At 64.0% G+C, this 24,435-nt stretch carries 22 protein-coding genes; 7 read left to right on the top strand and 15 right to left on the bottom strand.

Annotated elements, in window-relative coordinates; genetic code table 11:
• The first annotated feature begins 29 nt into the window (after positions 1-29).
• Together UNPF46_RS02995 and UNPF46_RS02990 are read left to right on the top strand one after the other, a co-directional pair.
• Entirely contained in the window at positions 30-1,829 is a 1,800-nt protein-coding gene (locus UNPF46_RS02995; RefSeq protein ID WP_142248980.1) for a glycoside hydrolase family 15 protein, read from the top strand.
• A gap of 102 nt (positions 1,830-1,931) precedes the next feature.
• A complete protein-coding gene (locus UNPF46_RS02990) occupies positions 1,932-2,225 on the top strand; it encodes a DUF1330 domain-containing protein (protein ID WP_142248979.1) in 294 nt (97 codons plus the stop codon).
• Between the two features lie 29 nt (positions 2,226-2,254).
• On the opposite strand, the gene UNPF46_RS02985 is transcribed toward UNPF46_RS02990, so the two are convergent.
• From UNPF46_RS02985 to UNPF46_RS02960, 6 genes are read right to left on the bottom strand one after another with little or no spacing between them, the layout of a single operon-like run.
• Entirely contained in the window at positions 2,255-3,067 is an 813-nt protein-coding gene (locus tag UNPF46_RS02985) for an HAD family hydrolase (RefSeq protein ID WP_142248978.1), read from the bottom strand.
• Between the two features lie 22 nt (positions 3,068-3,089).
• Positions 3,090-3,620, bottom strand: coding sequence for a gluconokinase (locus UNPF46_RS02980; RefSeq protein ID WP_142248977.1), 531 nt, complete (start codon positions 3,618-3,620; stop codon positions 3,090-3,092).
• Positions 3,607-4,356 carry a 6-phosphogluconolactonase gene (gene pgl / locus UNPF46_RS02975; protein ID WP_181769749.1) on the bottom strand — a complete coding sequence of 250 codons (750 nt, stop codon included), beginning with the start codon at positions 4,354-4,356 and terminating at the stop codon, positions 3,607-3,609. The genes UNPF46_RS02980 and pgl overlap by 14 nt, the downstream gene beginning before the upstream one ends.
• On the bottom strand, positions 4,356-5,867 hold the full coding sequence (zwf, locus tag UNPF46_RS02970; RefSeq protein ID WP_142248975.1) for a glucose-6-phosphate dehydrogenase: 1,512 nt from the start codon (positions 5,865-5,867) through the stop codon (positions 4,356-4,358). Before zwf ends, pgl begins: the two co-directional genes overlap by 1 nt.
• A 21-nt stretch (positions 5,868-5,888) precedes the next feature.
• Positions 5,889-6,887 (bottom strand): phosphogluconate dehydrogenase (NAD(+)-dependent, decarboxylating), encoded by a 999-nt coding sequence (gene gnd, locus UNPF46_RS02965; RefSeq protein ID WP_100178345.1) that lies wholly within the window; start codon positions 6,885-6,887, stop codon positions 5,889-5,891.
• A gap of 12 nt (positions 6,888-6,899) precedes the next feature.
• Positions 6,900-9,749 (bottom strand): bifunctional transaldolase/phosoglucose isomerase, encoded by a 2,850-nt coding sequence (locus tag UNPF46_RS02960; protein WP_142248974.1) that lies wholly within the window; start codon positions 9,747-9,749, stop codon positions 6,900-6,902.
• Between the two features lie 316 nt (positions 9,750-10,065).
• On the opposite strand from UNPF46_RS02960, the gene UNPF46_RS02955 reads away from it, so the two are divergent.
• The 4 genes from UNPF46_RS02955 to UNPF46_RS02940 all read left to right on the top strand — a co-directional run bounded on the left by UNPF46_RS02955 (position 10,066) and on the right by UNPF46_RS02940 (position 15,794).
• Positions 10,066-10,710, top strand: coding sequence for a hypothetical protein (locus UNPF46_RS02955; protein ID WP_100178347.1), 645 nt, complete (start codon positions 10,066-10,068; stop codon positions 10,708-10,710).
• A gap of 297 nt (positions 10,711-11,007) precedes the next feature.
• Positions 11,008-12,951, top strand: a complete 1,944-nt coding sequence (locus UNPF46_RS02950; protein ID WP_100178348.1) for a PrkA family serine protein kinase — start codon at positions 11,008-11,010, stop codon at positions 12,949-12,951.
• Positions 12,952-12,981: 30 nt separating this feature from the next.
• Positions 12,982-14,259: a YeaH/YhbH family protein gene (locus UNPF46_RS02945; protein ID WP_174719330.1), complete on the top strand. Its 1,278-nt coding sequence runs from the start codon at positions 12,982-12,984 to the stop codon at positions 14,257-14,259.
• A complete protein-coding gene (locus UNPF46_RS02940; RefSeq protein WP_100178350.1) occupies positions 14,256-15,794 on the top strand; it encodes a SpoVR family protein in 1,539 nt (512 codons plus the stop codon). Before UNPF46_RS02945 ends, UNPF46_RS02940 begins: the two co-directional genes overlap by 4 nt.
• 212 nt (positions 15,795-16,006) lie before the next feature.
• Here UNPF46_RS02940 and UNPF46_RS02935 read toward each other — a convergent pair whose 3' ends face one another.
• From UNPF46_RS02935 to UNPF46_RS02910, 6 genes are all read right to left on the bottom strand, one after another.
• Complete coding sequence (locus UNPF46_RS02935; protein WP_142248973.1) at positions 16,007-16,450, bottom strand: DUF1801 domain-containing protein; 444 nt, start codon at positions 16,448-16,450, stop codon at positions 16,007-16,009.
• Positions 16,447-16,656 carry a hypothetical protein gene (locus UNPF46_RS02930; protein ID WP_142248972.1) on the bottom strand — a complete coding sequence of 70 codons (210 nt, stop codon included), beginning with the start codon at positions 16,654-16,656 and terminating at the stop codon, positions 16,447-16,449. Before UNPF46_RS02930 ends, UNPF46_RS02935 begins: the two co-directional genes overlap by 4 nt.
• 40 nt (positions 16,657-16,696) lie before the next feature.
• Entirely contained in the window at positions 16,697-17,128 is a 432-nt protein-coding gene (locus UNPF46_RS02925; protein WP_142248971.1) for an SRPBCC family protein, read from the bottom strand.
• Positions 17,125-17,448, bottom strand: coding sequence for an ArsR/SmtB family transcription factor (locus tag UNPF46_RS02920; protein WP_100178354.1), 324 nt, complete (start codon positions 17,446-17,448; stop codon positions 17,125-17,127). The genes UNPF46_RS02925 and UNPF46_RS02920 overlap by 4 nt, the downstream gene beginning before the upstream one ends.
• Before the next feature lie 246 nt (positions 17,449-17,694).
• Complete coding sequence (locus UNPF46_RS02915; protein WP_142248970.1) at positions 17,695-18,144, bottom strand: DsrE family protein; 450 nt, start codon at positions 18,142-18,144, stop codon at positions 17,695-17,697.
• Positions 18,145-18,181: 37 nt separating this feature from the next.
• Positions 18,182-18,805, bottom strand: coding sequence for a hypothetical protein (locus tag UNPF46_RS02910; protein WP_142248969.1), 624 nt, complete (start codon positions 18,803-18,805; stop codon positions 18,182-18,184).
• Positions 18,806-19,008: 203 nt separating this feature from the next.
• Here UNPF46_RS02910 and UNPF46_RS02905 point away from each other — a divergent pair, with 203 nt between their 5' ends.
• Positions 19,009-19,581, top strand: a complete 573-nt coding sequence (locus tag UNPF46_RS02905) for an STM3941 family protein (protein ID WP_100181296.1) — start codon at positions 19,009-19,011, stop codon at positions 19,579-19,581.
• 49 nt (positions 19,582-19,630) lie between these two features.
• Here UNPF46_RS02905 and UNPF46_RS02900 read toward each other — a convergent pair whose 3' ends face one another.
• The 3 genes from UNPF46_RS02900 to UNPF46_RS02890 all read right to left on the bottom strand — a co-directional run bounded on the left by UNPF46_RS02900 (position 19,631) and on the right by UNPF46_RS02890 (position 24,433).
• Positions 19,631-20,686 (bottom strand): 2-oxoacid:ferredoxin oxidoreductase subunit beta, encoded by a 1,056-nt coding sequence (locus tag UNPF46_RS02900; RefSeq protein ID WP_100178356.1) that lies wholly within the window; start codon positions 20,684-20,686, stop codon positions 19,631-19,633.
• A 130-nt stretch (positions 20,687-20,816) separates the two neighbouring features.
• On the bottom strand, positions 20,817-22,664 hold the full coding sequence (locus UNPF46_RS02895; RefSeq protein WP_181769738.1) for a 2-oxoacid:acceptor oxidoreductase subunit alpha: 1,848 nt from the start codon (positions 22,662-22,664) through the stop codon (positions 20,817-20,819).
• A complete protein-coding gene (locus UNPF46_RS02890) occupies positions 22,634-24,433 on the bottom strand; it encodes an FAD-dependent oxidoreductase (protein ID WP_142248967.1) in 1,800 nt (599 codons plus the stop codon). The genes UNPF46_RS02895 and UNPF46_RS02890 overlap by 31 nt, the downstream gene beginning before the upstream one ends.
• Between the last annotated feature and the right edge of the window lie 2 nt (positions 24,434-24,435).

The following is a 24,435-nucleotide window of genomic DNA, read 5'->3' as shown; positions in this document are numbered from 1 at the left end:
CAGCCGGGGATTTCCAGGCTCGGAAGACATTGACCCAGAAGATCGAAGACTATGCGCTGATCGGCGATTGCGAGACCGCGGCGCTGGTCGGGCGCAACGGCTCGATCGACTGGCTGTGCTGGCCGGCCTTCGATTCCGATGCCTGCTTTGCCGCAATCCTCGGCAACCATGAGAACGGCCGCTGGCTGATCGCTCCAAGCGAGAGTGCGACCTCCATCTCGCGCCGCTATCTCGGCAACACCCTCATCCTGGAAACGCGCTTGGAGACGGAGACCGGCACCGTCGCGCTGATCGACTTCATGCCGCCGCGGGGCAAGGCGTCCGACATCGTGCGACTGGTGCGCGGCGTGAGCGGCACGGTCAGGATGCGGATGGAGCTCGTGATCCGCTTCGGCTTTGGCGTCGACATCCCCTGGGTGCGGCGGATCGACCATTCGCTGCTCGCGGTTGCCGGCCAGGACATGACCGTGCTGCGCACGCCGGTCGAGATCCGCGGCGAGGATCTGACCACGGTTGCCGATTTCGAGGTGAAGGAAGGCGAGACCGTGCCGTTCGTGCTGACTTACGGCCCCTCGCATCTCGCGCCGCCCGCGCCGATCGATCCGGAAGTCGCGCTCCAGGAGACCGAAAAATTCTGGAAGGACTGGTGCAGCCATTGCACCCGTGACGGCGACTATCAAGACCTCGTCGTGCGCTCGCTGATCACGCTGAAGGCGCTGACCTTTGGTCCCACCGGAGGTATCGTCGCGGCGCCTACCACCTCCCTGCCGGAGAAGCTCGGCGGCAGCCGGAATTGGGACTACCGCTTCTGCTGGCTGCGCGATGCCACCTTCACGCTGCTGGCGCTGATGAACTCGGGCTACACCGAGGAGGCCCTGGCCTGGCACAATTGGCTGCTCCGTGCGGCAGCCGGATCGCCTTCGAACATGCAGATCATGTACGGCATCTGGGGCCAGCGGCGGCTGCTCGAATGGGAGGCTGGCTGGCTCGACGGCTATGAGGGTGCGCGGCCGGTGCGCGTCGGCAATGCCGCGCATGCGCAGCTTCAGCTCGACGTCTATGGCGAGCTGATCGACGCCTTCCACCAGTCGCGTATGGCCAGGCTCAAGCTCGACGAGGAGACCTGGGCACTGGAATGCGCCGTGCTCAATCATCTCGCCGAGGTCTGGGACCGGCCCGACCACGGCATCTGGGAGCGGCGCGGGCAGCCGAAGCACTACGTCTTCTCCAAGGTGATGACCTGGGTCGCCTTCGACCGCGGCATCAAGAGCGTTGAGACCTTCGGCTTCAAGGCGCCGCTTCTGCACTGGCGCACGCTTCGCGAGGCCATCCACCGCGACGTCTGCAACAAGGGATTTGACGCCGAGGAAAATGCCTTCGTGGAGTCCTACGGCGCGAAGCTGCTCGATGCATCCGTGCTGCTGCTTCCGGCGGTCGGCTTCCTGCCGCCGGACGACCCGCGCATCCGCGGCACCATCGCGGCCGTCGAGACGCGCCTGATACGCGACGGCTTCGTGCTGCGCCATGATCCGCGCGAGCTGCCCGCGGGGCAGCCGCCGCTCGAGGGCGCGTTCCTGGCCTGCAGCCTGTGGCTGGCCGATGCCTATGTGCTGTCAGGTGATCTCGACAAGGCGCAGGTCCTGTTCGATCGCGTGGTCGGCATCGCCAACGACGTCGGGCTGCTTGCCGAGGAATATGATTCAGTCGCCGGGCGCCAGACCGGCAATTTCCCGCAGGCGCTGACCCACATCGCGCTGATCAACACCGCGCATAATCTGTCGGCGGCAAGGCAGGAGAGCGAGAAGCCGGCGCAGCAGCGATCGAAGTGATCTTTGATTTAAGATCCGTTGCATTTTGAGCCCCGATGCTAGAATGCAACTCATTCGTTGCGTCCAAATGTGACATCAGAGTCCATCCAAGTGGAGTCGGAGATGAAGGCATTCGTGGTAGCTGCCGAAACTGTTAAGGACGAAACCTTGTTTGCAGCGTATAGAAAGCAGGTTCCTGGGACGCTGGAGCCGTTCGAGGGACGGTTTGTTACGCGAGGTGGCGGCCTAACGCTGCTCGAGGGTGAGTGGCCTCATTCACGGCTCGTGATCATCGAATTCCCATCGCGCGCAGCCGCCGAGGCTTGGTACCGATCTCACGAGTATCAAAGCATCATCAAACTTAGGCACGATAGTTCGGTTGGTAATCTCGTCATCGTTGACGGTCATGTCGATTGATCGCACCCGTTTTCGCACGGCTGGCGGCCCTAACCCACCCCATTCCGTTTCAAGATCATCTCCATCGCCTCCGCAAACCCGTCCTGCTCGTTGCTCGCAGTGACGTGGGTGGCCTGGTCCTTGACGTTGTCGGTGGCATTGCCCATGGCGATCGAGGTGCCGCTGACGGCGAACATCGCGAGGTCGTTCTGCATGTCGCCGATGGTGGCGACGGCATCGGTCGCGATGCCGAGGCGCTTTGCCATCGCCTCGACGAACGTACCCTTGTTGAAGCCGGGCGGGGTGATGTCGAGATAATAGGTCTGCGAACGCACGGCGGTGGCCTCAACGCCGAGCGCCTCCTGCATCACCTTCTCGCAAGCGGCGAGCCCGGCGGCGTCGGCACTGGCGCCGACGATCTTGCAGGCACGGGCAAGGTAAGGCGAGAAATCGGCCACGATGGTCGGATCGGAGCGGATCGTGTGCTGCTCATGGGCGACGTACTTACCGCTGGGATTGTCGATCAACCACTCGTCATAGGTGAAGAGCCAGATGTCGGCGCCGAACTCGCGCAGGATCTGCAGGGACCGCTCGGCCGCGCTTGCCGGGATGAGGTGCTGCTCGACCGGCCTCATCTCGGGATCGACGATCGAGGAGCCGTTGAAGGGGCCGACCGGCAGCCACAGCGCCAGCGGCTCGATTAGGAACCGCATGCCGATCGCGGGGCGGCTGGAGGTGATGGTGAAGCCGATGCCGGCCTGGTGCAGCCGCTGCACTGCACCCCTTGCGCGCTCGGTCAGGGTCTTGTCCTTGGTCAGCAGCGTGCCGTCGACGTCGGAGACCACGAGTGAGATTTGCGTCATGGCAGGACCTTCGGTTCGGTTCTCAGCGCTTCGCCCCGCCCAGCCTCAATTGCCGCACCAGGCCATCCACGATCGCCTCGACGGTCTCGTCGATCGAGACGGTGATGACGTGCTCGCCCGCTTCCGGCGGCTCCAGCGTCTCGAACTGGCTGGTCAGCAGCCCGGGCGGCATGAAATGGCCCTTGCGCTGCGCGAGCCGCTCGGCGATCAGCTCCCTGGTGCCCTTCAGGAAGACGAAGCGGACATCGTCGCGCCCGCGCAGCAGCACGTCGCGATAGGTGTGCTTCAGGGCCGAGCAGGCGATGATGACGTGTTCGCCCTTGTCGCAAACCCGCGCGATCTCGTCGGCGATGGCGTTGAGCCAGGGCCAGCGGTCCTCGTCAGTGAGCGGATGGCCGGCTCGCATCTTCTCGACATTGCTGGCGGGATGGAAGCTGTCGCCGTCCTCGAAGCGCCAGCCGAGCCGCTGGCCCAGCGCGGCCGCGACCGTGCTCTTGCCCGAACCCGACACGCCCATCACGATCAACGCACAAGGTGCTTCAACGCCGCCCACGAAATTCCTCCGGAAGCGCGGCCTCATCGACCAGCCAGACGGTCTCGCCATTGGAGCGCGCGCGCAAGGCCGGCAGAGTCTCGCCATTGAGGAGGCGCGTCAAGATCGCCTGCTTGTCGTGCCCGGCAATCTCGAACAGCATTTCGTGGCAGGACGCCAGAACGGGCAGGGTGAGCGAGACCCGCGGCACGAAAGGCGCGACATTGGCCCTGGGCAACCCAACGACCCAGCGCTCGGTCTCCTCGATTTCGGGGAAGCCGGGAAACAGCGAGGCGGTGTGGCCGTCCGGTCCAACACCCATCAGGACCATGTCGAACAGCGGCCGCGAGGGATCGAGCTGCTCGGCACCGTAATAGGCCTGCAGCTCGCGCGCATAGGCTTCGGCACCGGCATCGGGATTTCCAGTCGTGGTCGGGATCGGATGGATGTGGCCGGCAGGCGCATTACCATCGAGAAACGCCGCCCGCGCCATCGCCATGTTGCTGAGGGGATCGCTCTCGGAGACGAAGCGCTCGTCACCGATGAACCAGTGCACCCGCTCCCACGGGATCTTGCCGCGCCAGGCATCGCTGCCGAGCAATTGATAAAGCTTCTTCGGGCTGGAGCCGCCGGTCAGGCAGATGGCGATGCGGCCGGGATTGGCCGCGATCCGTGCCATCACCCGTTCGGCTGCGGCGTGGGCGAGGGCCTCCGCGTCGGCCGCGACGATCAGCTTCGGCTGGCCCGCCAGAGCCATCACGAAAACTTCCGCCAGCTTCGCCCGTCGCGCCGGAGCAACTCGTCGGCGCAGGCGGGACCGTCGCTGCCGGCTTCGTAGGTCTCGATGCCGTCGCTGCCGGCCTGCTTCCAGGCGTCCAGGAACGGCTGCACCGCCTGCCATCCGGCCTCGATGCCGTCGGCGCGCTGAAACAGGATGTTGTCGCCGATCATGCAGTCGTAGATCAGCGTCTCGTAGCCGGTCGAGGGATCGACGCGGAAAAAGTCGCCGTAGCGGAACTTCATCTCGACGCCGTCGATGGTGATGCTCGGCCCCGGGATCTTGGCGTTGAACTGCAGCTCGATGGTCTCGCTCGGCGCGATGCCGATGGTGAGGAAATTCTGCGACAGGCGGTCGACGTCGGTGCCCGAAAACATCGACAGCGGCGCCTGCTTGAACTTGATCGCGACTTCGGTGCGCTTGTGGCCAAGCGCCTTCCCGGTGCGCAAGTAGAAGGGGACGCCGGCCCAGCGCCAATTGTCGATCATCAGCTTGAGCGCGACGAAGGTCTCGGTGGTGCTGCCGGGCTTGACGTCCTCGGTCTTGCGATAGTCCGGGATCTCGTCGTCGCCGATGCGCCCCGCTAGATATTGCGCCCGCACCGAATTCCTCAGCGCCTCGTCCCGGCTCGGCTGCTGGATCGACGTCAGCACGTCGGCCTTCTCTGAGCGCACGGAATGTGCGTCGAAACGTGCGGGCGGCTCCATCGCCACCAGCGACATCAGCTGGAACAGATGGTTCGGCACCATGTCGCGCAAAGCGCCGGTGGCATCGTAGAAGCCGCCGCGATGGCCGACGCCGAGCTTCTCCTCCACCGTGATCTGGATATGGTCGATGTGGTTGCGATTCCAGATCGGCTCGAACATGCCGTTGGCAAAACGCAGCACCAGGATGTTCTGCACCGTCTCCTTGCCGAGATAATGATCGATCCGGTAGATCTGGTGCTCCTCCATGATCTTCAAGAGTTCGGTGTTGAGCGCGCGCGCCGAGGCCAGATCGGTGCCGAACGGCTTTTCGATCACCAGACGCCTCCAGGCGCCGTTCTCCTTCATCATGCCGGTGCGGCCGAGCTCGCGCGCAGTCGGCGCAAACGCCGAGGGCGGCGTTGCCAGATAGAACAGCCGGTTGCCGCCGGTGTCCTGCGCGCATTCCAGCGAATCCAGATGCGCGCGCAGCCGATCAAAGGAAGGCGGATCCTTCGGATCGGCCTCGACGAAGGTCACGCATTCCAGCAGCCTCGTGGCGATGTCGTCGTCAATGGGACGGGTCGCGAACTCGCGCAGTCCCTTCAGCAGGCTGCTGCGCAGCTCGTCATCCGACTGGCTCTTGCGGGCGACGCCGACGACGCAGAACTTTTCCGGCAACAGATGTTCGGCCGCGAGATTGTAGAGCGAGGGCATCACCAGGCGATGGGTGAGGTCGCCGGTCACGCCAAAGATGACGAACGCGCAATTTTCCGGCTTGCGCTTGGCTTGCGGATCTTTTGTCACGAACTATCGGCCTTGACTTTGCTATTTCGGTCTCGAAACGCCCGGCTGCTTCGGCTCCTTGTGCCCGCCGAACCCCGCACGCATCGCGGAGAGAATTTTCTCGGCGAAGGTGTGTTCCCGACGGGAACGGAAACGTGTGTAGAGCGCCGCGGTCAGGACCTCGGCCGGCACGGCCTCGTCGATCGCGGCATTCACGGTCCAGCGGCCTTCGCCGGAATCCTCGACGAAGCCGGAATATTCGGCGAGCTGCGGACTGTCGGCGAGCGCCGTCGAGGTGAGGTCCAGCAGCCATGACGGGATCACGCTGCCGCGCCGCCACACCTCCGCGATGTCGGCGAGATCGAAATCGTAGCGATGGTCCGCGGGCAGCGCGTCGATGTTGGCGTTCTTGAGGATGTCGAACCCTTCGGCATAGGCCTGCATCAGGCCGTATTCGATGCCGTTATGGATCATCTTGACGAAGTGGCCGGCGCCGACGGGGCCGGCATGGATATAGCCCTGCTCGATGCGGGGATCGCGGCCTTCGCGTCCCTCGGTGCGCGGAATGTCTCCGGCGCCGGGCGCGAGTGCGGCGAAGATCGGATCGAGCCGGTCGACCACCTGCTTCTCGCCGCCGATCATCATGCAATAGCCGCGGTCGAGGCCCCAGACGCCGCCTGATGTGCCGACGTCGACATAGTGGATGCCACGCGCCTTCAGCGCCTTGCCGCGGCGGACGTCGTCCTGCCAGAAGGTGTTGCCGCCGTCGATGATCACATCGCCTTCCTGCATCACGGCCGCGATGGTGTCGATCGTCGTTTCGGTGATGTGCCCCGCAGGCAGCATCACCCATGCCGTGCGCGGCCGCTCGAGCTTGCCGACGAATTCTTCCAGCGTCGCTGAGCCGACCGCGCCGTCAGCGGCAAGGCCGGTGACGGCCTTGGTGTCCTTGTCGTAGACCACGGTCGAATGTCCGTGGCGCATCAGCCGGCGAACGATGTTGCCGCCCATCCGGCCGAGGCCGATCATGCCGAGTTGCATTTGCAATATTCCTTAAGTGAGCGCGTCGTTGAGCGCCGCATTGAGCGCGGCAAGACCCTTCTTGAGCCCGCCCTTGAGGTGCACGCGCAGCGCGCGCCGGCCGCGTTCCGTGAGCACGTCGAAATCGCCGCGCGCCTGCGCCGCCTTGATCACGCCGAAGCTGGCCTTCTGGCCCGGCACCTGGAGGTCCTTGGTGTCGTCAGCGGTGATCTGGAGGAATACGCCGCTGTCGGGTCCGCCCTTGTAGGCCTGCCCCGTCGAGTGCAGGAAGCGCGGTCCGAACTCGGCGCAGGTCGCGACATGCCGCTTCTCGCGCACCTCGAGCCGCATGGCCTGCAGCGCATCGATCGTGGCCTTGTCGCGCACGACATAGCCGAGCAGGGCGACATAGTCCCCATCGCCCGAGCGCGACAGATGCGCCTTCAGCCAGGATCTGAGATCGCCATTGGCGCCGGCGGCGCGGAGCGCCGTGGCGTTGGCGTCATCGGTGTAGAGATCGGCCTCGTTCGTGCTCACCACCGGCTTCTCCGCCGGCAGCGCGCCGGTCTTTTCGAACGATGCCGTGAGCTCGCGGGTCTTGATCTTGGCCGCCTCCACGTCGGGCTGGTCGAACGGGTTGATGCCGAGGACCGAGCCCGCAACCGCCGTTGCCATCTCGAAGCGGAAGAACTCCTGGCCGAGATGCTCGATCGACTTCATGACGATGCGTACGACGGGATGTCCTGCGGCCTCGATCCCGGCGAGAGCCGAGTCATGCGCCGCGTCCGCCTCGCCTTCGATGCGGATGTCGATGAAGAAGCGGTCGTTGCCGTAGACGGAAGGGGCGCCCAGCGGCTCGCCCTCGATCGGGATCAGGCCCTCGCCGTCCTTGCCGGTCGATTCCGCGATCAGCTGCTCGGCCCAGGCGCCGAAATCGGCGATCTTCTTCGACGCCAGGATTGTCACCTTGTCGCGGCCTTCGAGCCCGGCGAGGCCCATGGCAAGGCCGAGCTGCACGCCGGGGTTCTCGCTCGGCGGCACGTCCGGTCCGCAGGAGCGCGCCATAGCCAGCGCATGCTTGACGAACGTCTTGACGTCGATGCCGGCGGTTGCCGCGGGCACCAGGCCGAACGGCGACAGCACCGAATAGCGGCCGCCGATCGAGGGCTCGCCATGGAAGATGCGGGCGTAGTTCAGCTTCTTCGCCGCCTTCTCCAGCGACGAGCCGGGATCGGTCACCGCGATGAAGCGGTGGCCGGTCTTCACCTTGGGCCCGACCGCCTTGGCAACCTGCTCGTGGAAATAGTCCTTCATCGCGTTCGGCTCGGTGGTGCCGCCCGACTTGCTCGAAACGATGAACACGGTGTTGGCGATGTCGATCTTCGATTCCATCGCCCGCACCTGCGCCGGATCGGTGGAGTCGAGCACATGCAGCTTGGGGAAGCCGGGCTTCTTGCCAAAGGTCTCGGCCAGCACTTCAGGGCCGAGGCTCGAGCCGCCCATGCCGAGCACGACGGCGTCGGAGAATTTCTGGCCCTTCACCCGGCCGGCATAATCCTCGTAGTCGGCCACGTCGGCCTTGGCGGCGCTGTCGAGCCAGCCGAGCCATTTGTCTTCGTCCGCACCGGTCCAGACCGACTTGTCGCGCTGCCACAGCCTGCGGATCTTGGCCGATGCGCGCCATTCCTCGGTGCTCTTGGCCAGCGCCTTGCCGAGGCCCTCGCCAAGCGACAGCTGCTGGCGGTCGATCGCCGGTCCAAGCACGGTGGCGCGCTTGTGGGCGACCGCGCCGTAGAGCTTGTCGGCGGCGTCCGCGAACAGCTTGACGCCGTCCTTGACCAGTTCCTCGGCGATCGCATCGAGCGAGATGCCGGAGCGCTCCAGCTCCTCCAGCACGCGCCTCGCGTCGTCGACGTTCTCCTCCAGGCTGTCGCGCGGCTTGCCGTGGTCGCGGAACGCATCCAGCGTCGCCGGCGGCACGGTGTTGATGGTGTCGGGGCCGATCAGCTCCTCGACATAGAGGACGTCGCTGTAATCCTTGTTCTTGGTGCCGGTCGAGGCCCACAGCATGCGCTGCGGCTTGGCACCCTTGGCGGCGAGCTTGTCCCAGCGGGGACCTGCGAACAGGCGCTTGTAATCCTGGTAGGCGACCTTGGCGTTGGCGATCGCGACCTTGCCCTTGAGTGCGGCGAGCCGCTCCTTCTCGGATGGATCGTTGGCGCGGGCGATCTTCTCGTCGAGCTGCTTGTCGACCACGGAATCGATGCGGCTCACGAAGAAGCTCGCCACGCTCGCGACATGGGAGGGGTCGCCGCCCCCGGCGACGTATTTTTCGAGGCCCGCGATGTAGGCTTCTGCGACCTGAAGGTAGACCGCCTTGGAGAACAGCAGCGTGATGTTGATGCTGATGCCCTCGCCGATCAGCGTCTCGATCGCCGGCAGGCCCTCTGGCGTTGCCGGCACCTTCACCATCAGGTTCTTGCGGCCGACGTCCTTCCAGAGCCGCCGCGCCTCGGCCACGGTGCCTGATGTGTCCATGGCGAGATAGGGCGAGACCTCCAGGCTGACATAGCCGTCGCCGCCCTTGAGGCGGTCGTAGACCGGGCGGAGCACGTCGGCGGCGTTCTGGATGTCCTCGACCGCGACGGCCTCGAACAGGTCGGCCACGGTCCGGTCGCCGCGCTTCAGCGCCTTGCCGATCGGGGCGTCGTACTCGTCCGAGCTGCCGATCGCCTTCTCGAAGATCGAGGGATTGGAGGTGACGCCCTTGACGCCGTCGGTGTCGATCAGGCGCTTCAGGTCGCCCTTGGCGATGAAGCCACGGGCCAGGAAGTCCAGCCAGACGGCTTGTCCGTGCTTTTCCAGTTCTTTGACGGGATTCATGATGCTTATTTATCTCCAAGCCTGCGGGCGAGGGGTTTCCGCGCCGGTCCTGACGCGCTATCCTCTAGCTTACATGCGCACCTGAGGGAACCAATCAAGGGTACAGGCGTCATACCCTCCAGTGTAACTCCGTCGCGATCATGGCGATCCGGGCGGCAGTAGCGGTTGTTGCGGAAAAAGTCGTTGGCCGACGATCGGCCGGGGTCTGGTTGCGTAACGTCGGCCGCGCGTTGTCAGTCCGTCTTGTCAGCCGGCGTTTGCGTCGAGTGCCATCAGCGGAGTCCAATCCGTCTGGTGCATCGTGGCTCGGCCGCGAATGGCCATGCTGGGGGAAGGCATGCAGGCAAAAGCTGACGGTCTTGCGTTCGCCGTCGCCAATGGTCCGGTCGCGCCGACCGGAGGCGCCGACACGTCCTACGATCTCGAAGTGGGCCCATGTACCAGCCCGCTCCGCCTGCTGGTCGCGGTCGGCTTTGCCATGACCCTGTTCAGCGCGACCCTTGCGTTCGACTGGTGGGGCGGGCTTGGCGACTACGACACGATGGCCGGATTTGCCGGCGTCGTGGTGTTCTCCCTGACGACGATCCGGCTGATCTGGATGCTTCCCACCGAACGGGGAGCAGTGGTGGTCGTCACCCCCTACGGCATCCGCGATCTCCGCATCGGCAATGAATTTCTGCCGTGGGACTCGATTGCGGAGATTTCGGCTGAACAACGCCGCGGCCACATGACGATCGTGCTGACGCCGACGCCGGCCTTGCTGCGGCAGCTCCGCAGCATCCGCAATCTGGCCCGCCGCGCGGAGAGCGATCGTATCCTCATCCGGTCGGAGGGGCTGGCGGCCGATTTTGATACAGTGCTGCGTGCCTGCCGCGACGCTCACGCTGCCAGCACGCCGCGCACCGCATTGCAGCAGGAAGATGAACGCGGCACTCAAGGCTTCGCCGTACAAGCGTCATAAGATCGCCGTTCGCGGATCGCTATGCTGCAACGCCGGATGGACGCATCCCCGGTAACGCCCGGATGTTGCGACCAAGTGACATTTTCTGGAAATGAGCCAATATAGACAGAGATTCGCACAAATTACGGGCATGTGCCTGTTCGTAACTCAACGAGTGCCTACGTTGTGCGTTGCGTCGTGTTGGCACCCGGGTGTCCAATGATCGTCATGTGCTCACGCTGATTCGAAACGGCCTGAGGAACGGTCCGGTAACTGCTTTCGTTTCAGCTTGTGGCGGAACTCACGCGGAGAGGGATCATGTACAACGATTCTCTATTCAACGCTTTCGCTCGGTCGTTCGAGGCGAGAAGCCAGCACGACATGTCGATGGCGGAATATCTGGAATCGTGTCGAAGCGATCCCATGAAATACGCGAACGCGGCCGAACGACTGCTAGCAGCGATCGGAGAACCCCAGACGATTGACACGGCCAAGGACCCACGCCTTGGCCGTATTTTTTTGAACCGCACGATCCGTACCTATCCGGCCTTCGCCGGCTTCTACGGCATGGAAGAAACCATCGAGCGCATCGTCGGTTTCTTCCGCCACGCGGCGCAGGGCCTGGAGGAGCGCAAGCAGATCCTCTATCTGCTCGGGCCGGTCGGCGGCGGCAAGTCTTCGCTGGCCGAGCGGCTGAAGTCGCTGATGGAGGTGCATCCCATCTACGTGCTCAAGGCCGGCGACGAACTCTCGCCCGTGTTCGAGAGCCCGCTCAGCCTGTTCGATCCCGATCAGCTCGGCCCGATGCTGGAAGAAAAGTACGGCATTCCGCGCCGTCGTCTCACCGGCCTGATGAGCCCGTGGTGCTACAAGCGGCTTGAGGCCTTCGGCGGCGACATCTCGCAATTCCGCGTCGCCAAGATCCAGCCGTCGCGGCTGCGCCAGATCGGAATCGCCAAGACCGAGCCCGGTGACGAGAACAACCAGGACATCTCCTCGCTGGTCGGTAAGGTCGACATCCGCAAGCTCGAGACCTACGCGCAGAACGATCCCGACGCCTACAGCTATTCCGGCGGCCTCAATCGCGCCAACCAGGGCGTGCTCGAGTTCGTCGAGATGTTCAAGGCGCCGATCAAGATGCTGCACCCGCTGCTCACCGCGACGCAGGAGGGCAACTATATCGGCACCGAGAACATCGGCGCGATCCCGTTCACGGGCGTCATTCTCGCACACTCGAACGAAGCCGAGTGGGCGAGCTTCAAGTCCAACAAGAACAACGAGGCCTTCATCGACCGCATCTGCGTGATCAAGGTGCCTTACTGCCTGCGCATCACGGAGGAGCAGAAGATCTACGAGAAGCTGATCCAGGGCTCCGAGCTCGCATCGGCGCCTTGCGCGCCGTCGACGCTGGAGACGCTGGCGCGTTTCTCGGTGATGTCGCGCCTGCGCAAGCACGAGAATTCCACGATATATGCCAAGATGCGGGTCTACGACGGCGAGAGCCTGAAGGAATCCGATCCGAAGGCGCGCAGCGTGCAGGAATATCGCGACGCCGCCGGCGTCGACGAAGGCATGGACGGCGTCTCGACCCGCTTCGCCTTCAAGATCCTGGCTGCCACCTTCAACCACGACCCGCAGGAGGTCGCCGCCGACGCCGTGCATCTGATGTACGCGCTGGAGCAGTCGATCCGCCGCGAGCAGCTGCCGGAGGAAGTCGAGAAGCGCTATCTCGAATTCATCAAGGCCGACCTTGCGCCGCGCTACGCCGAGTTCATCGGCAACGAGATCCAGAAGGCGTATCTGGAATCCTACTCGGATTACGGCCAGAACCTGTTCGACCGCTATGTCGACTATGCGGATGCATGGATCGAGGACCAGGACTTCAAGGATCCCGACACCGGCCAGCTGCTCGATCGCGAATTGTTGAACCAGGAATTGACCAAAATCGAGAAGCCGGCGGGCATCGCCAACCCCAAGGACTTCCGCAACGAGGTCGTCAAATTCTCGTTACGCTCCCGGGCCCAGAACGGCGGCAAGAATCCGACCTGGACCTCCTACGAGAAGATTCGCGACGTGATCGAAAAGAGGATATTCTCCCAGGTCGAGGATCTGCTTCCGGTCATCTCCTTCGGCTCGAAGAAGGACGGCGAGACGGAGAAGAAGCACGGCGAGTTCGTCGCACGCATGGTGGAGCGCGGCTACACCGAGCGTCAGGTTCGCCGGCTCGTCGAATGGTACATGCGCGTGAAGCAGGCCGGTTGAGGCGGATGGGAGGCGAATGGTAAAGTGCCCATTCACATTATTGACAGGCGCCTGAATCCAGGCGGCAAGAGTCTTGAGAACCGCCAGCGGTTCTTGCGTCGGGCCAAATCCCTGGTGCAGGGCGCCGTCAAGAAGACCTCGCAGGAACGCGACATCAAGGACGTCCTGGAGGGGGGCGAAGTCACGATCCCCCTCGACGGCATGCACGAGCCGCGCTTCCGCCGCGAAGGCGGCACGCGCGACATGGTGCTGCCCGGCAACAAGAAGTTCATCGAGGGCGACTATCTGCAGCGCTCGGGCCAGGGCAGCGCCAAGGATTCCGGCCCCGGCGAAGGCGACAGCGAGGACGCGTTCCGCTTCGTGCTGAGCCGTGACGAGTTCGTCGACCTCTTCCTCGACGATCTCGAGCTGCCGGATCTCGCCAAGCGCAAGATCGCGCAGACCGAAAGCGAGGGCATCCAGCGCGCCGGCTACACCACGTCGGGCTCGCCTGCCAACATCTCGGTGAGCCGGACGGTGAAGCTCGCGCTGGCCCGCCGCATCGCGCTCAAGCGTCCGCGCAAGGACGAGATCGAGGAGCTGGAGGCGGCGATCGCCGCCTGCACCGACGAGGACGAGCGCGAGGTGCTGCTCGCCCGGCTCGAAAAGCTCCAGGCGAAGACCAAGCGCATCCCCTTCATCGACCCGCTCGACATCCGCTACCGCCGCTACGAGAAGGTGCCGCGGCCGGTGGCCCAGGCGGTGATGTTCTGCCTGATGGACGTCTCGGGCTCGATGTCCGAGCACATGAAGGATCTCGCCAAGCGCTTCTATATGCTGCTCTACGTGTTCCTGAAGCGCCGCTACAAGCATGTCGAGATCGTCTTCATTCGTCACACCGACCGCGCCGAGGAAGTGGACGAGCAGACCTTCTTCTACGGTCCGGCCTCGGGCGGCACGCTGGTCTCCAGCGCGCTGCAGGCGATGCACGAGATCGTGCGCGAGCGGTTCAATCCCTCGGACTGGAACATCTACGCCGCACAAGCCTCCGACGGCGACAATTCCTATTCCGATGGCGAGCTCACCGGCATGCTGCTGACCGACAAGATCCTGCCGGTCTGCCAGTTCTTTGCCTATCTCGAGGTCGGGGAATCAGGCGGCAGCGCCTTCGATCTCTCCGACTCCTCGCTCTGGACTCTCTATGAGCGCCTGCGCAACGGCGGCGCGCCGCTCTCGATGCGCAAGGTCTCGGAACGCAGCGAGATATTTCCGGTGTTCCACGATTTGTTTCAGCGTCGCGAAACTGCCCAGGAGAAGGCCGCTCCATGACGGAACGATTGTTCGAAGGCGCGGATTGGGATTTTCACACCTTGCAGCGCATCACCGATGCCTGCGAGGAGGTGGCGCTGAAGGATCTCGGGCTCGACGTCTATCCGAACCAGATCGAGGTGATCACCGCCGAGCAGATGCTGGATGCCTATTCCTCCGTCGGCATGCCGCTGTTCTACAAGCATTGGTCGTTCGGCAAGCATTTTGCGTTCCACGAGGCCTCCTATCGCAAGGGCCTGATGGGGCTCGCCTATGAGATCGTGATCAACTCCTCGCCCTGCATCTCCTACCTGATGGAGGAGAACACGGCGACGATGCAGACGCTGGTGATCGCCCACGCCGCCTTCGGCCACAACCATTTCTTCAAGAACAATTACCTGTTCAAGCAGTGGACCGACGCCGACGGCATCCTGGACTATCTCGACTTCGCCAAGAACTACGTCATGCAATGCGAGGAGCGTTACGGCCGCGTCGAGGTCGAGCGCACGCTGGACGCCGCGCACGCGCTGATGTCGCATGGCATCGACCGCTATCCCGGCAAGAAGAAACTGGATTTGCGCGCCGAGGAGAAGCGGGCAGGGCGCCGCCGCCAGCATGAGGAGGAGGTCTTCAACGACCTCTGGCGCACCGTGCCGGCCGGCAAGAGCAAGAGCCGCTCCGCGCTGTCGGTCGAGCGCCGCCGCAAGCTGCTTGGCCTGCCGCAGGAAAACCTGCTCTACTTCCTGGAGAAGAGCGCGCCGCGGCTGGCGCCGTGGCAGCGGGAGCTTTTGCGCATCGTTCGCCACATCGCGCAATATTTCTACCCGCAGAGCCAGACCAAGGTGATGAACGAGGGGACGGCGACCTACGTCCATTATCGCATCATGACCAAGCTGCATCAGCAGGGCCGCATCACCGACGGCAACTTCCTCGAATTCCTGGGGTCACACACCAACGTGGTTTTCCAGCCCGAATTCGACGACCCGCGGTTCTCCGGCTTCAATCCCTATGCGCTCGGCTTTGCGATGATGCAGGACATCGAGCGCATCGTCACCAATCCGGAGGCCGAGGACCGCGAGTGGTTCCCCGACATCGCCGGCAAGAACGACGTCATGGGCGTGCTGCGCGACGTCTGGGCCAATTACCGCGACGAAAGCTTCATCGGCCAGTTCCTGAGCCCGAAGTTGATGCGGCACCTCCGCATGTTCCACCTGCACGACGATCCCGAGGAGCGCGCCGGCATCCGCGTCGATGCCATTCACGACGAGCGCGGCTTCCGCCGCGTTCGCCGCGAGCTGGCGCGGCAGCACGATGTCGGCTACATCGACGCCAATATCGAAGTGGTCGACGTCGATCTCTCCGGTGATCGCCGCCTGATCCTGCACCACCACGTCATCAAGGGTTCGCAGCTCAACGAGACCGACGCCAAGCGCGTGTTGCAGCATCTCGCCGATCTCTGGACCTACGATGTCGCGCTGATCGAGGTCGACGCCAACGACAAGGTTTTGCGCGAGTACGTCGTAAGCCCGCGCCCGATTCCCGCCGCGGTGGCGTGAGGTGCCGACGCGGCGCCCAAACTCGCCCGCGGCTCATCCTTCGAGACGCCCGCCTTTGGCGGGCCCTCAGGATGAGGACGGAGTGTGTGGCTGCAACTTCAAAACAGAGACGCTGATTAGCCTCATCCTGAGGAGACCGCGAAGCGGTCGTCTCGAAGGACGAGGCGCTTGCTCCGGCCGCTACCCAAGCACTTGCATAGGCCCGAAAAGCTCTATGCCGACCGCTTCCTCACCGGCTTCTTCTTCACCTTGCTCGCATTCAGCTCCACCGCCGCGCGGATCAGCGCCTTCAACGCCTTTTCGTTGACCTTCTCGCCCTCGCGAATGTCGATCGCGCGCCGCACATTGCCGTCGAGGCTGGAGTTGAACAGGCCGGCGGGGTCGTCCAGCGCCGCGCCCTTGGCAAAGGTCAGCTTCACAACCTCCTTGTAGGTCTCGCCGGTGCAGATGATGCCGTCGTGCTCCCACACGGGCACGCCGCGCCACTTCCATTCCTCGACGACATCAGGGACGGCCTGCTTGATCAGGCCGCGGACCCGCGCCAGCATCTCGCCGCGCCAGTCGCCGAGCTCCTTGATCCTGCCGTCGATCATCCTGGAGGGCGAGGCTCCGTCCGTCGCCTTCGCCGCGCTCTTCTTCGCCACCGCCTTCTTCATGACCTCGCCTCACCATGCGCGCTGCGCCGACCGAGATAAGGCAGTGCGAACAGATACAGCCCGGTCGCGAGCAGCGGGATCAGCGGCACCAGCGCCAGGAAGCCGATCCAGGCGGCATCGAGCTGCATGATCATGGCGACGATGTTGGCGATCACCGCGAGGGTGAAAGCCATGGACAGCCAGCGATGGGTTTGTCGAATCCACATGGTCAACGGACCTCCTTTGCAAGGGTTGGAATGGACGCGTCTAGCCAGCTCGCGCCAGCAGCTCGTCCAGCTTGTTGAAGAACTGCTTCCAGCCGGCATGCGCGCCGCCAAACGCCTGCTTCTGCGTCGGGCTGAAGCCGGCCTGCTCGACGCGCAGATGCGTGCCGGCGCTGGTCGGCGTCAGCGTGAAGGTCACGACGCTTTTCAGGTCGAACGCGGCATCCTCGTGCGAGAAATTCCAGGTGTAGGCCAGCGTCTTCTGCGGCTCGATGGTGAGCACCTCGCAGTCCAGTACGCCGCCCCATTCGCCGCGCAGGTTGAAGCGATGGCCGACGGTCGGCTTGAAGTCGTTCTTCATCAGCCATTCCTCGATCAGATGCGGCTGCGTCAGCGCGCGCCAGAGCCGCTCTGCCGGAAAAGCAAATTCGCGCTCGACGACCACCGAGCGTGTTTCGGTCACGGGTCCCGTCATTGGTCCATCCTCTTCAGGAGATCGTCGAGTGCGTCGAGCCGCCTCTGCCAGAAGGAGGCCATCTGGCTGGTCCAGTCGATCAGCGGATCGAGCGCGCCGGGCTGCGCGCTGTAATGGGTCTGCCGTCCCTCATGCCGGTCGCGCACGAGGCCCGCCTGCTTCAGTGCGCCGAGATGTTTTGACACCGCCGGCTGGGAAACGCCCGAAGTCGCCGTCAGTGCCCCGACCGTCTGCTCGCCCTCGCGGCACAGCCGCTCGAAGATCGCCCGCCGCGTGGGGTCGGCGAGCGTCCTGAACAGGAGGTCGGGAGCGGGTGCCATGGAGGATCCATAACCAGGAAGTTATGGATAAACTCATAACTGGCAGGTTATGGATATGTCAAGAGCGGTAGGGAAATGATGGTGGCTCGCGCGGCCCTCTCTCCCGTCATTGCGAGGAGCCGTTGCGACGAGGCAATCCAGACCGTCTCCGCGAAGGGATTCTGGATTGTCTCGCGGAGCCTGTCATCGGGCCGCGCTTCGCGCGGACCCGGTGGCTCGCACAGCAATGACGGGGCTGCAGCAATCTCACGGCCGCAAATAGAGATACCCCTGCGACTGCAACTCGGCCAACCGAACTACGCCGCCCTTTTCTGCGCTGACGAAGCCCGGCAGCAATTCCTTCAACGTGACGTTCTGCGCCTTCATCGTGTTGCCGCAGGCCGCTAACTCGACGCCGTCCTTGGAGAATTCACTGACGCGCTTGCTGAGATCGGGGTTGGCCTGTGCGGCGTGAAACGCCTTCAGCGCGGGTCCGTGGATCACCAGCGCGATCGTGACATGCTCGGGACCGCCGACGCCGTCGATGTGGTTCTGGATGTTGCCGAGCACGAAATTGACCTTCTCGGCGTCGCTGAGGTGGTAGACGACCTTCAGCTTGTTGCCGGCGCCCGGGTCCGTCGCGGCCTTTGCGCTGGAGGCGCCGAGCGCCGCGCCCAGGGTCGAGATGGCGGTCCACAGGATGTTGCGGCGGTTCATGGCGATCTCCTTCAAGCCTGGCATCGCCGGACAGATATCACTTGTGACGCAGTGCGGCGAGTTCCTTGCGGTCGGTCACCAGCCCAGCGCATTCGCTGTTGTCAGTGCGGTCGAGGCGGAAGATTTTGTCGTCGGCGCCGGCGACCAGCGATTGCTCCGCCTCGTCGTCCGGCTTGTTGTTCTGCCAGACCCGGACCTGCTCAAGCCGGACGATGGCAGATTTGTTGTCCTTGGACAGCGCCACTTCGATGCCGCCGCCTTCGCAGTCGACGCCGCAGCCCATGCGCACCTCGTCGCCCTGGCTGAGCAGCACCGCGTGGCTGCCGCACGAGCCGCTGGAATCGAAATCGCCGGAGCGGTGACGGTAGCGAAAGCCCAGGCGGAAGGAATTATGCAGCCGCTTGTCCTCCTTGTCGGCTTCCGCCGAGATCAGCAGCTTCATGGACGCGACCTTCTGCTTGGGATGCCGCGCCAGATGCTCGGCGTCATAGCGACGGACGAAGCAGGCATAGGCCTTGTCGCCCGGCGTCGCCCCATAGAGCCGCGCATTGAAGGCGTCGGCCTCGGCGTTTGTGGTCTCCCGGACCTTGTCGGAGTCTTCGGCATGGGCGACGCCGACGAAGGCGGCAAGGGCGAGCGGCAGGACAAGAGCAAGCTTCATGATCGCATCTTCGCGTTTGAACCAACATCGACCCGCAACGGCAGGGGCCGACTGGCGGTTAGTCGCAGGCGGCGGGCGGCGCGTTCAAGCCCTCCCGGCCGCAGGTCTTGTGGGCAGCCTCGCGCAAGGTTCCAGTCTTAACAGACTGGAAGGATGAGGGTTGGTAAACCCCCGGGTGCTGCAGATGACTGGTGGCGGTCAACATGTCCGTAAGTCAGAACTTGCCCAACCTTGCGATCGGCTATTCGGTGCTGCGGCTGCTGAAGATGCTCGCGGCCGGCGTGCTGCTGACGCTTGTGTGCGCCGCGATCGCGTTCAACTGGTTTCACGTCAAGACCGTCTCCGAATTCCAGATCGCGGGTAGTTTTCTTGGCGTCGTGGTGTTCGGCTTCGTGACCTGCAGGACGCTGTGGCGCCTTGTCTCGACCCGGCAGCCGGTCCTCTTCATCACCCGCGTCGGTATTCGCGACACCCGCATCGCCGATGACACCATCTCCTGGAGGTCCGTGCGGGACATCTCGGCCTGGCAGTTTCGCAGTCAGGTGATCGTGGTGCTCAAGCTCGATCCGCTGATCGCCGACCGTTTCGACGTCGGTCTGCTGAAGCGCATCGTCTCGATGATGAACAAGGCGGTGGGCGCGGAGGGCATGGTGATCAATCCTGGCGGCCTGACCATGGATGGCGAAACGCTGCTGGAAACCTGCAAGCAATATTGGAAGGCCGGCCGCCTGGCCTATACGGCCCAGCCCAAGACCGAACCCGAGCCTGCCCATTAGAGCAGTGCCCTGCGATCGTCGGGAAGAGAGGACCTACGCCGCCAATTCGTCAGCGCAGGCTGGCGTTGATCTTGTCCAGCACCGCCGAGCCTGGGCACAGCGTGTCCGCTTCCAGCGTGTTGAGCGGGGTCTCGACCGTGTTGAGATGCTCGTGCAGATCCTCCGCATCGGGATCGACGTACAGAAGCCCGGTGACGATCTGTCCCTTGGCGGCATGCCGTGCGAGGAAGGTCTGGGCGCCGAGCCGGTCGTGCGGATCGTAATCGGCGTCGATCTTGCGCAGCGCGATCTTGCTGCCGTCATGCTGCTCGACCACCTGCACCGTGCCCGGGGCGTAGTCCACCGCGATGGGATCGCGGCCGACCAGCACGTCGAGCCGGTTCACGGCGTCGTTGTGCTCGCGGACATAGTCGAAGCTCTTGGTCGAGCCGGCATGGTTGTTGAAGGCGATGCAGGGGCTGATGACGTCGATGAAGGACGCGCCCTTGTGGCGGATCGCGGCCGCGATCAGCGGCACCAGCTGGGTCTTGTCGCCGGAGAAAGAGCGCGCGACGAAAGTCGCCCCCAACTGCAGCGCGATCGCGACGAGGTCGATGGCGTTGTCGGTATTGGTGACGCCCTTCTTGCTCTTCGAGCCGCGGTCGGCGGTGGCCGAGAACTGGCCCTTGGTCAGGCCATAGACGCCGTTATTCTCGACGATATAGGTCATGTTGACGCCGCGCCGGATCGAATGCGCGAACTGGCCGAACCCGATCGAGGCGGAATCGCCGTCGCCGGAGACGCCGAGATAGATCAAATCGCGGTTGGCGAGATTGGCGCCCGTGAGCACGCTCGGCATGCGGCCGTGCACGGAGTTGAAGCCGTGCGAATTGCCGAGGAAATAATCCGGCGTCTTCGACGAGCAGCCGATGCCGGAGATCTTCGCCACCCGATGCGGCTCGATCGAGAGCTCGTAGCAGGCCTCGATGATCGAGGCCGTGATCGAATCGTGGCCGCAGCCCGCGCACAGCGTCGAGATCTTGCCCTCGTAGTCGCGGTGCGTGTAGCCGAGCTCGTTCTTCTTCAGCCCGGGATGATGGAATTTCGGCTTTGCAATGTAGGTCATGCGAGCACCTGCGATCCCAGCCGCGTCATGGCCGGGCTTGTCCCGGCCATCCACGTCTTGACGGCAAGGAAGAAAGGCGTGGATGCCCGGGTCAGGCCCGGGCATGACGAAGGAGAGAGTAAAGTGTAGGTCATGACACGGCCTTGCGGAGCGGGGTCACCTTGAGGTGATCCTGGTGGTCGCCAATGGCTTTTGCGATATAGCGGGCGGTGATCGGGGTGCCGTCATAGTGCACGATCGGCACCAGCCGCACCGGATCGATGCCGTTCTCGTTGACGATGAGCTGACGGAGCTGGCTGTCGCGGTTCTGCTCGACCACGTAGACGAAGTCGTGCTCGGCGAGGAAGCTCGCGACGCTGGAGTGGAACGGGAAGGCGCGGATGCGCAGGCGGTCGAGCTGATGCCCGCGTGCTTCCAACAAGCCAATCGCCTCGTCCATCGCCGGCGAGGTCGAGCCGAAATAGATCACGCCATATTTGGTCGGCCGCTCCGCATTGGCCTGCAGCGGCCGCGGCACCAGGTCCTGCGCGGTCTCGAACTTGCGCACCAGGCGCTGCATATTGTCTGCATAGACCGAGCCTTCCTCGGAGTAGCGGGCATAGCGATCGCGCGACGTGCCGCGGGTAAAGTAGGAGCCCTTGGTCGGGTGCGTGCCGGGATAGGTGCGGTAGGGAATGCCGTCGCCATCGACGTCGAGATAGCGACCGAAGTCGCGGCCTTCCTCCAGCATCTCCGCGGTCATCACCTTGCCGCGGTCATATTGCTTGGCGTCGTCCCACTTCAGCGGACGGCAGAGCCGGTGGTTCATGCCGATGTCGAGGTCGAGCATCAGGAAGATCGTGGTCTGGAGACGTTCGGCAAGATCAAAGGCGGCGGCTGCGAATTCGAAGGCCTCGGCCGGGTCCTCCGGGAACAGCAGCACATGCTTGGTATCGCCATGCGAGGCATAGGCGCAGGCGATGATGTCGCATTGCTGGGTGCGCGTCGGCATGCCCGTGGAGGGGCCGGCGCGCTGGATGTTCATGATCACGGCCGGAATTTCGGCGAAGTAGGAGAGGCCGATGAACTCGGTCATCAGCGAGATGCCGGGCCCGGAAGTGGCCGTGAAGGCACGCGCGCCGTTCCAGGAGGCGCCGATCACGATGCCGATGGAGGCCAGTTCGTCCTCGCCCTGCACGATCGCGTATTTCGCCTTGCCGGTTTCCGGATCGTGCCGGTACTTCTTGCAATGGGCGGTGAAGGCCTCCGCCACCGACGAGGACGGCGTGATCGGATACCAGGCGCACACCGTGGCGCCGCCATAGACGGCGCCGAGCGCGGCGGCGCTGTTGCCCTCGATGAAGATGCGGTCGCCGACCTTGTCGGACTTCTTGATGCGCAGTCCCAGCGGACATTTCAGGTTCTGCAGCGCCCAGTCGCGGCCGAGATGCAGCGCGTGGACGTTGGAGGAGAGCAGCTTCTCCTTGCCCTTGTACTGCTCGCCGATCAGCTGCTCGATCAGCTTGGGGTCCATGTCGAGCAGCGCCGAGAGCGCACCGAGATAGATGATGTTCTTGAACAGCTGGCGCTGGCGCGGATCGGTATAGGTCGAGTTGGTGATGGCAGTGAGCGGCACGCCGATCACGGTGATGTCGTCGCGGAACTTGGTCGACGGCATCGGCTTGGTGGAGTCGTAGAACAGATAGCCGCCGGGTTCGATGCCGGCGACGTCCTTGTCCCAGGTCTGCGGGTTCATCGCCACCATCATGTCGACGCCACCACGGGCGCCCAGATGACCCTCTTCGGTCACCCGCACCTCGTACCAGGTCGGCAGGCCCTGGATGTTGGAGGGGAAGATGTTGCGCGGGGACACCGGAACGCCATGGCGCAGAATCGCGCGGGCGAACATCTCGTTGGCGCTGGCCGAGCCCGAGCCGTTGACGTTGGCGAAGCGGACGACGAAGTCGTTTACGCTGCTGATCGGCTTTTTGTCGGACATGTCGAACCTGCGTGGGTCATCTCGATGAAATATTTCTGCATGTCCCAGGCTCCGGTGGGACAACGCTCGGCGCACAGCCCGCAATGCAGGCAGACGTCCTCGTCCTTGACCATCACGCGCCCGGTCTTGAGATCCGAGGAGACGTAGAGGTCCTGATCCGGATGCGCGGAGGGGGCCTTCAGCCGCTGGCGCAGATCGCCTTCCTCGCCGTTGGCGGTGAAGGTGATGCAGTCCATCGGACAGATGTCGGCGCAGGCATCGCACTCGATGCAGAGCGAGGTCGAGAACACGGTCTGCACGTCGCAGTTCAGGCAGCGATGGGCTTCGCCGAGCGCGAGCTTGACGTCGTAGCCGAGCTCGACCTCGGCGCGGATGTCCTTCAGCGCGACCACCTTGTCGCGATGCGGCACCTTGAAGCGCTTGTCGATGGAGACGTCGTTGTCATAGCTCCATTCGTGGATGCCCATCTTCTGCGACGACACCTCCACGTCGGGCAGCGGGCGCTCGGTAATGTCCTCGCCCGAGAGCATCTTGTGGATCGACAGCGCCGCATCATGGCCGTGCGCGACCGCCCAGATGATGTTCTTCGGGCCGAACGCGGCGTCGCCGCCGAAGAAGACCTTTGGATTGGTCGAGACGAAGGTCTTCGGATCGACCTTTGGCATGTGCCATTTGTCGAACTCGATGCCGCAATCCTGCTCGATCCACGGGAAGGCATTCTCCTGGCCGACCGCGACCAGCACATCGTCGCAGGGAATGGTCTGATCCGGGTCGCCGGAGGGAACGAGGTTACGGCGGCCCTTGGCGTCGTATTCGGCTTTCACCTTCTGGAAGGTGACGCCGGTGAGCTTGCCGTTGTCGTGGATGAACGCGACGGGGACCATGAAGTTGAGGATCGGGATGTCCTCGTGAAGGGCGTCTTCCTTCTCCCAGGGCGAGGCCTTCATCTCCTCGAAGCCCGAACGCACGATGACCTTGACGTCTTCGCCGCCGAGCCGGCGTGCGGTGCGGCAGCAATCCATTGCGGTGTTGCCGCCGCCGAGCACGATCACGCGCTTGCCGATCTTGTCGATATGGCCGAACGAGACCGAGGCCAGCCACTCGATGCCGATATGGATGTTCGCGGCTGCCTCTTTCCGGCCGGGAATGTCGAGCTCGCGGCCGCGCGGCGCGCCGGAGCCGACGAAGATCGCGTCGTATTTCTCGGCGAGCAGCGCCTTCATGCTCTCGATGCGATGACCGCCCTTGAACTCGACGCCGAGACCCAGGATGTAGCCGGTCTCCTCGTCGATGACGGAATTGGGCAGGCGGAATTTCGGGATCTGCGTCCGCATCATGCCGCCGGCTTCGGGGTCGCCGTCGAACACGGTGCAGTGATAGCCGAGCGGCGCCAGATCGCGCGCCACGGTCAGCGAGGCCGGGCCGCCACCGACGAGGGCGACGCGCTTACCGTTCTTTGGTGCTGGGCGCGGCAAGCGCTGCTTGATGTCGTCCTTGAAGTCGGCCGCGACGCGCTTGAGGCGGCAGATTGCGACCGGCGTCTCCTCGACGCGTCCGCGCCGGCACGCCGGCTCGCAGGGACGATCGCAGGTGCGTCCCAGGATTCCGGGAAACACGTTCGATTTCCAATTGATCATGTAGGCGTCGCTGTAGCGCCCTTGTGCGATCAATCGGATGTACTCGGGAACCGGTGTGTGTGCAGGACAAGCCCATTGGCAATCGACCACTTTGTGAAAGTAGTCGGGGGCCGCAATATCGGTCGGTTTCATTC

This window comes from Bradyrhizobium sp. UNPF46 (assembly GCF_006658625.1).
Lineage (GTDB): Bacteria > Pseudomonadota > Alphaproteobacteria > Rhizobiales > Xanthobacteraceae > Bradyrhizobium > Bradyrhizobium nitroreducens.
Note: the sequence above shows the minus strand (reverse complement) of the source record. Positions and strands in the feature narration are given on the sequence as shown.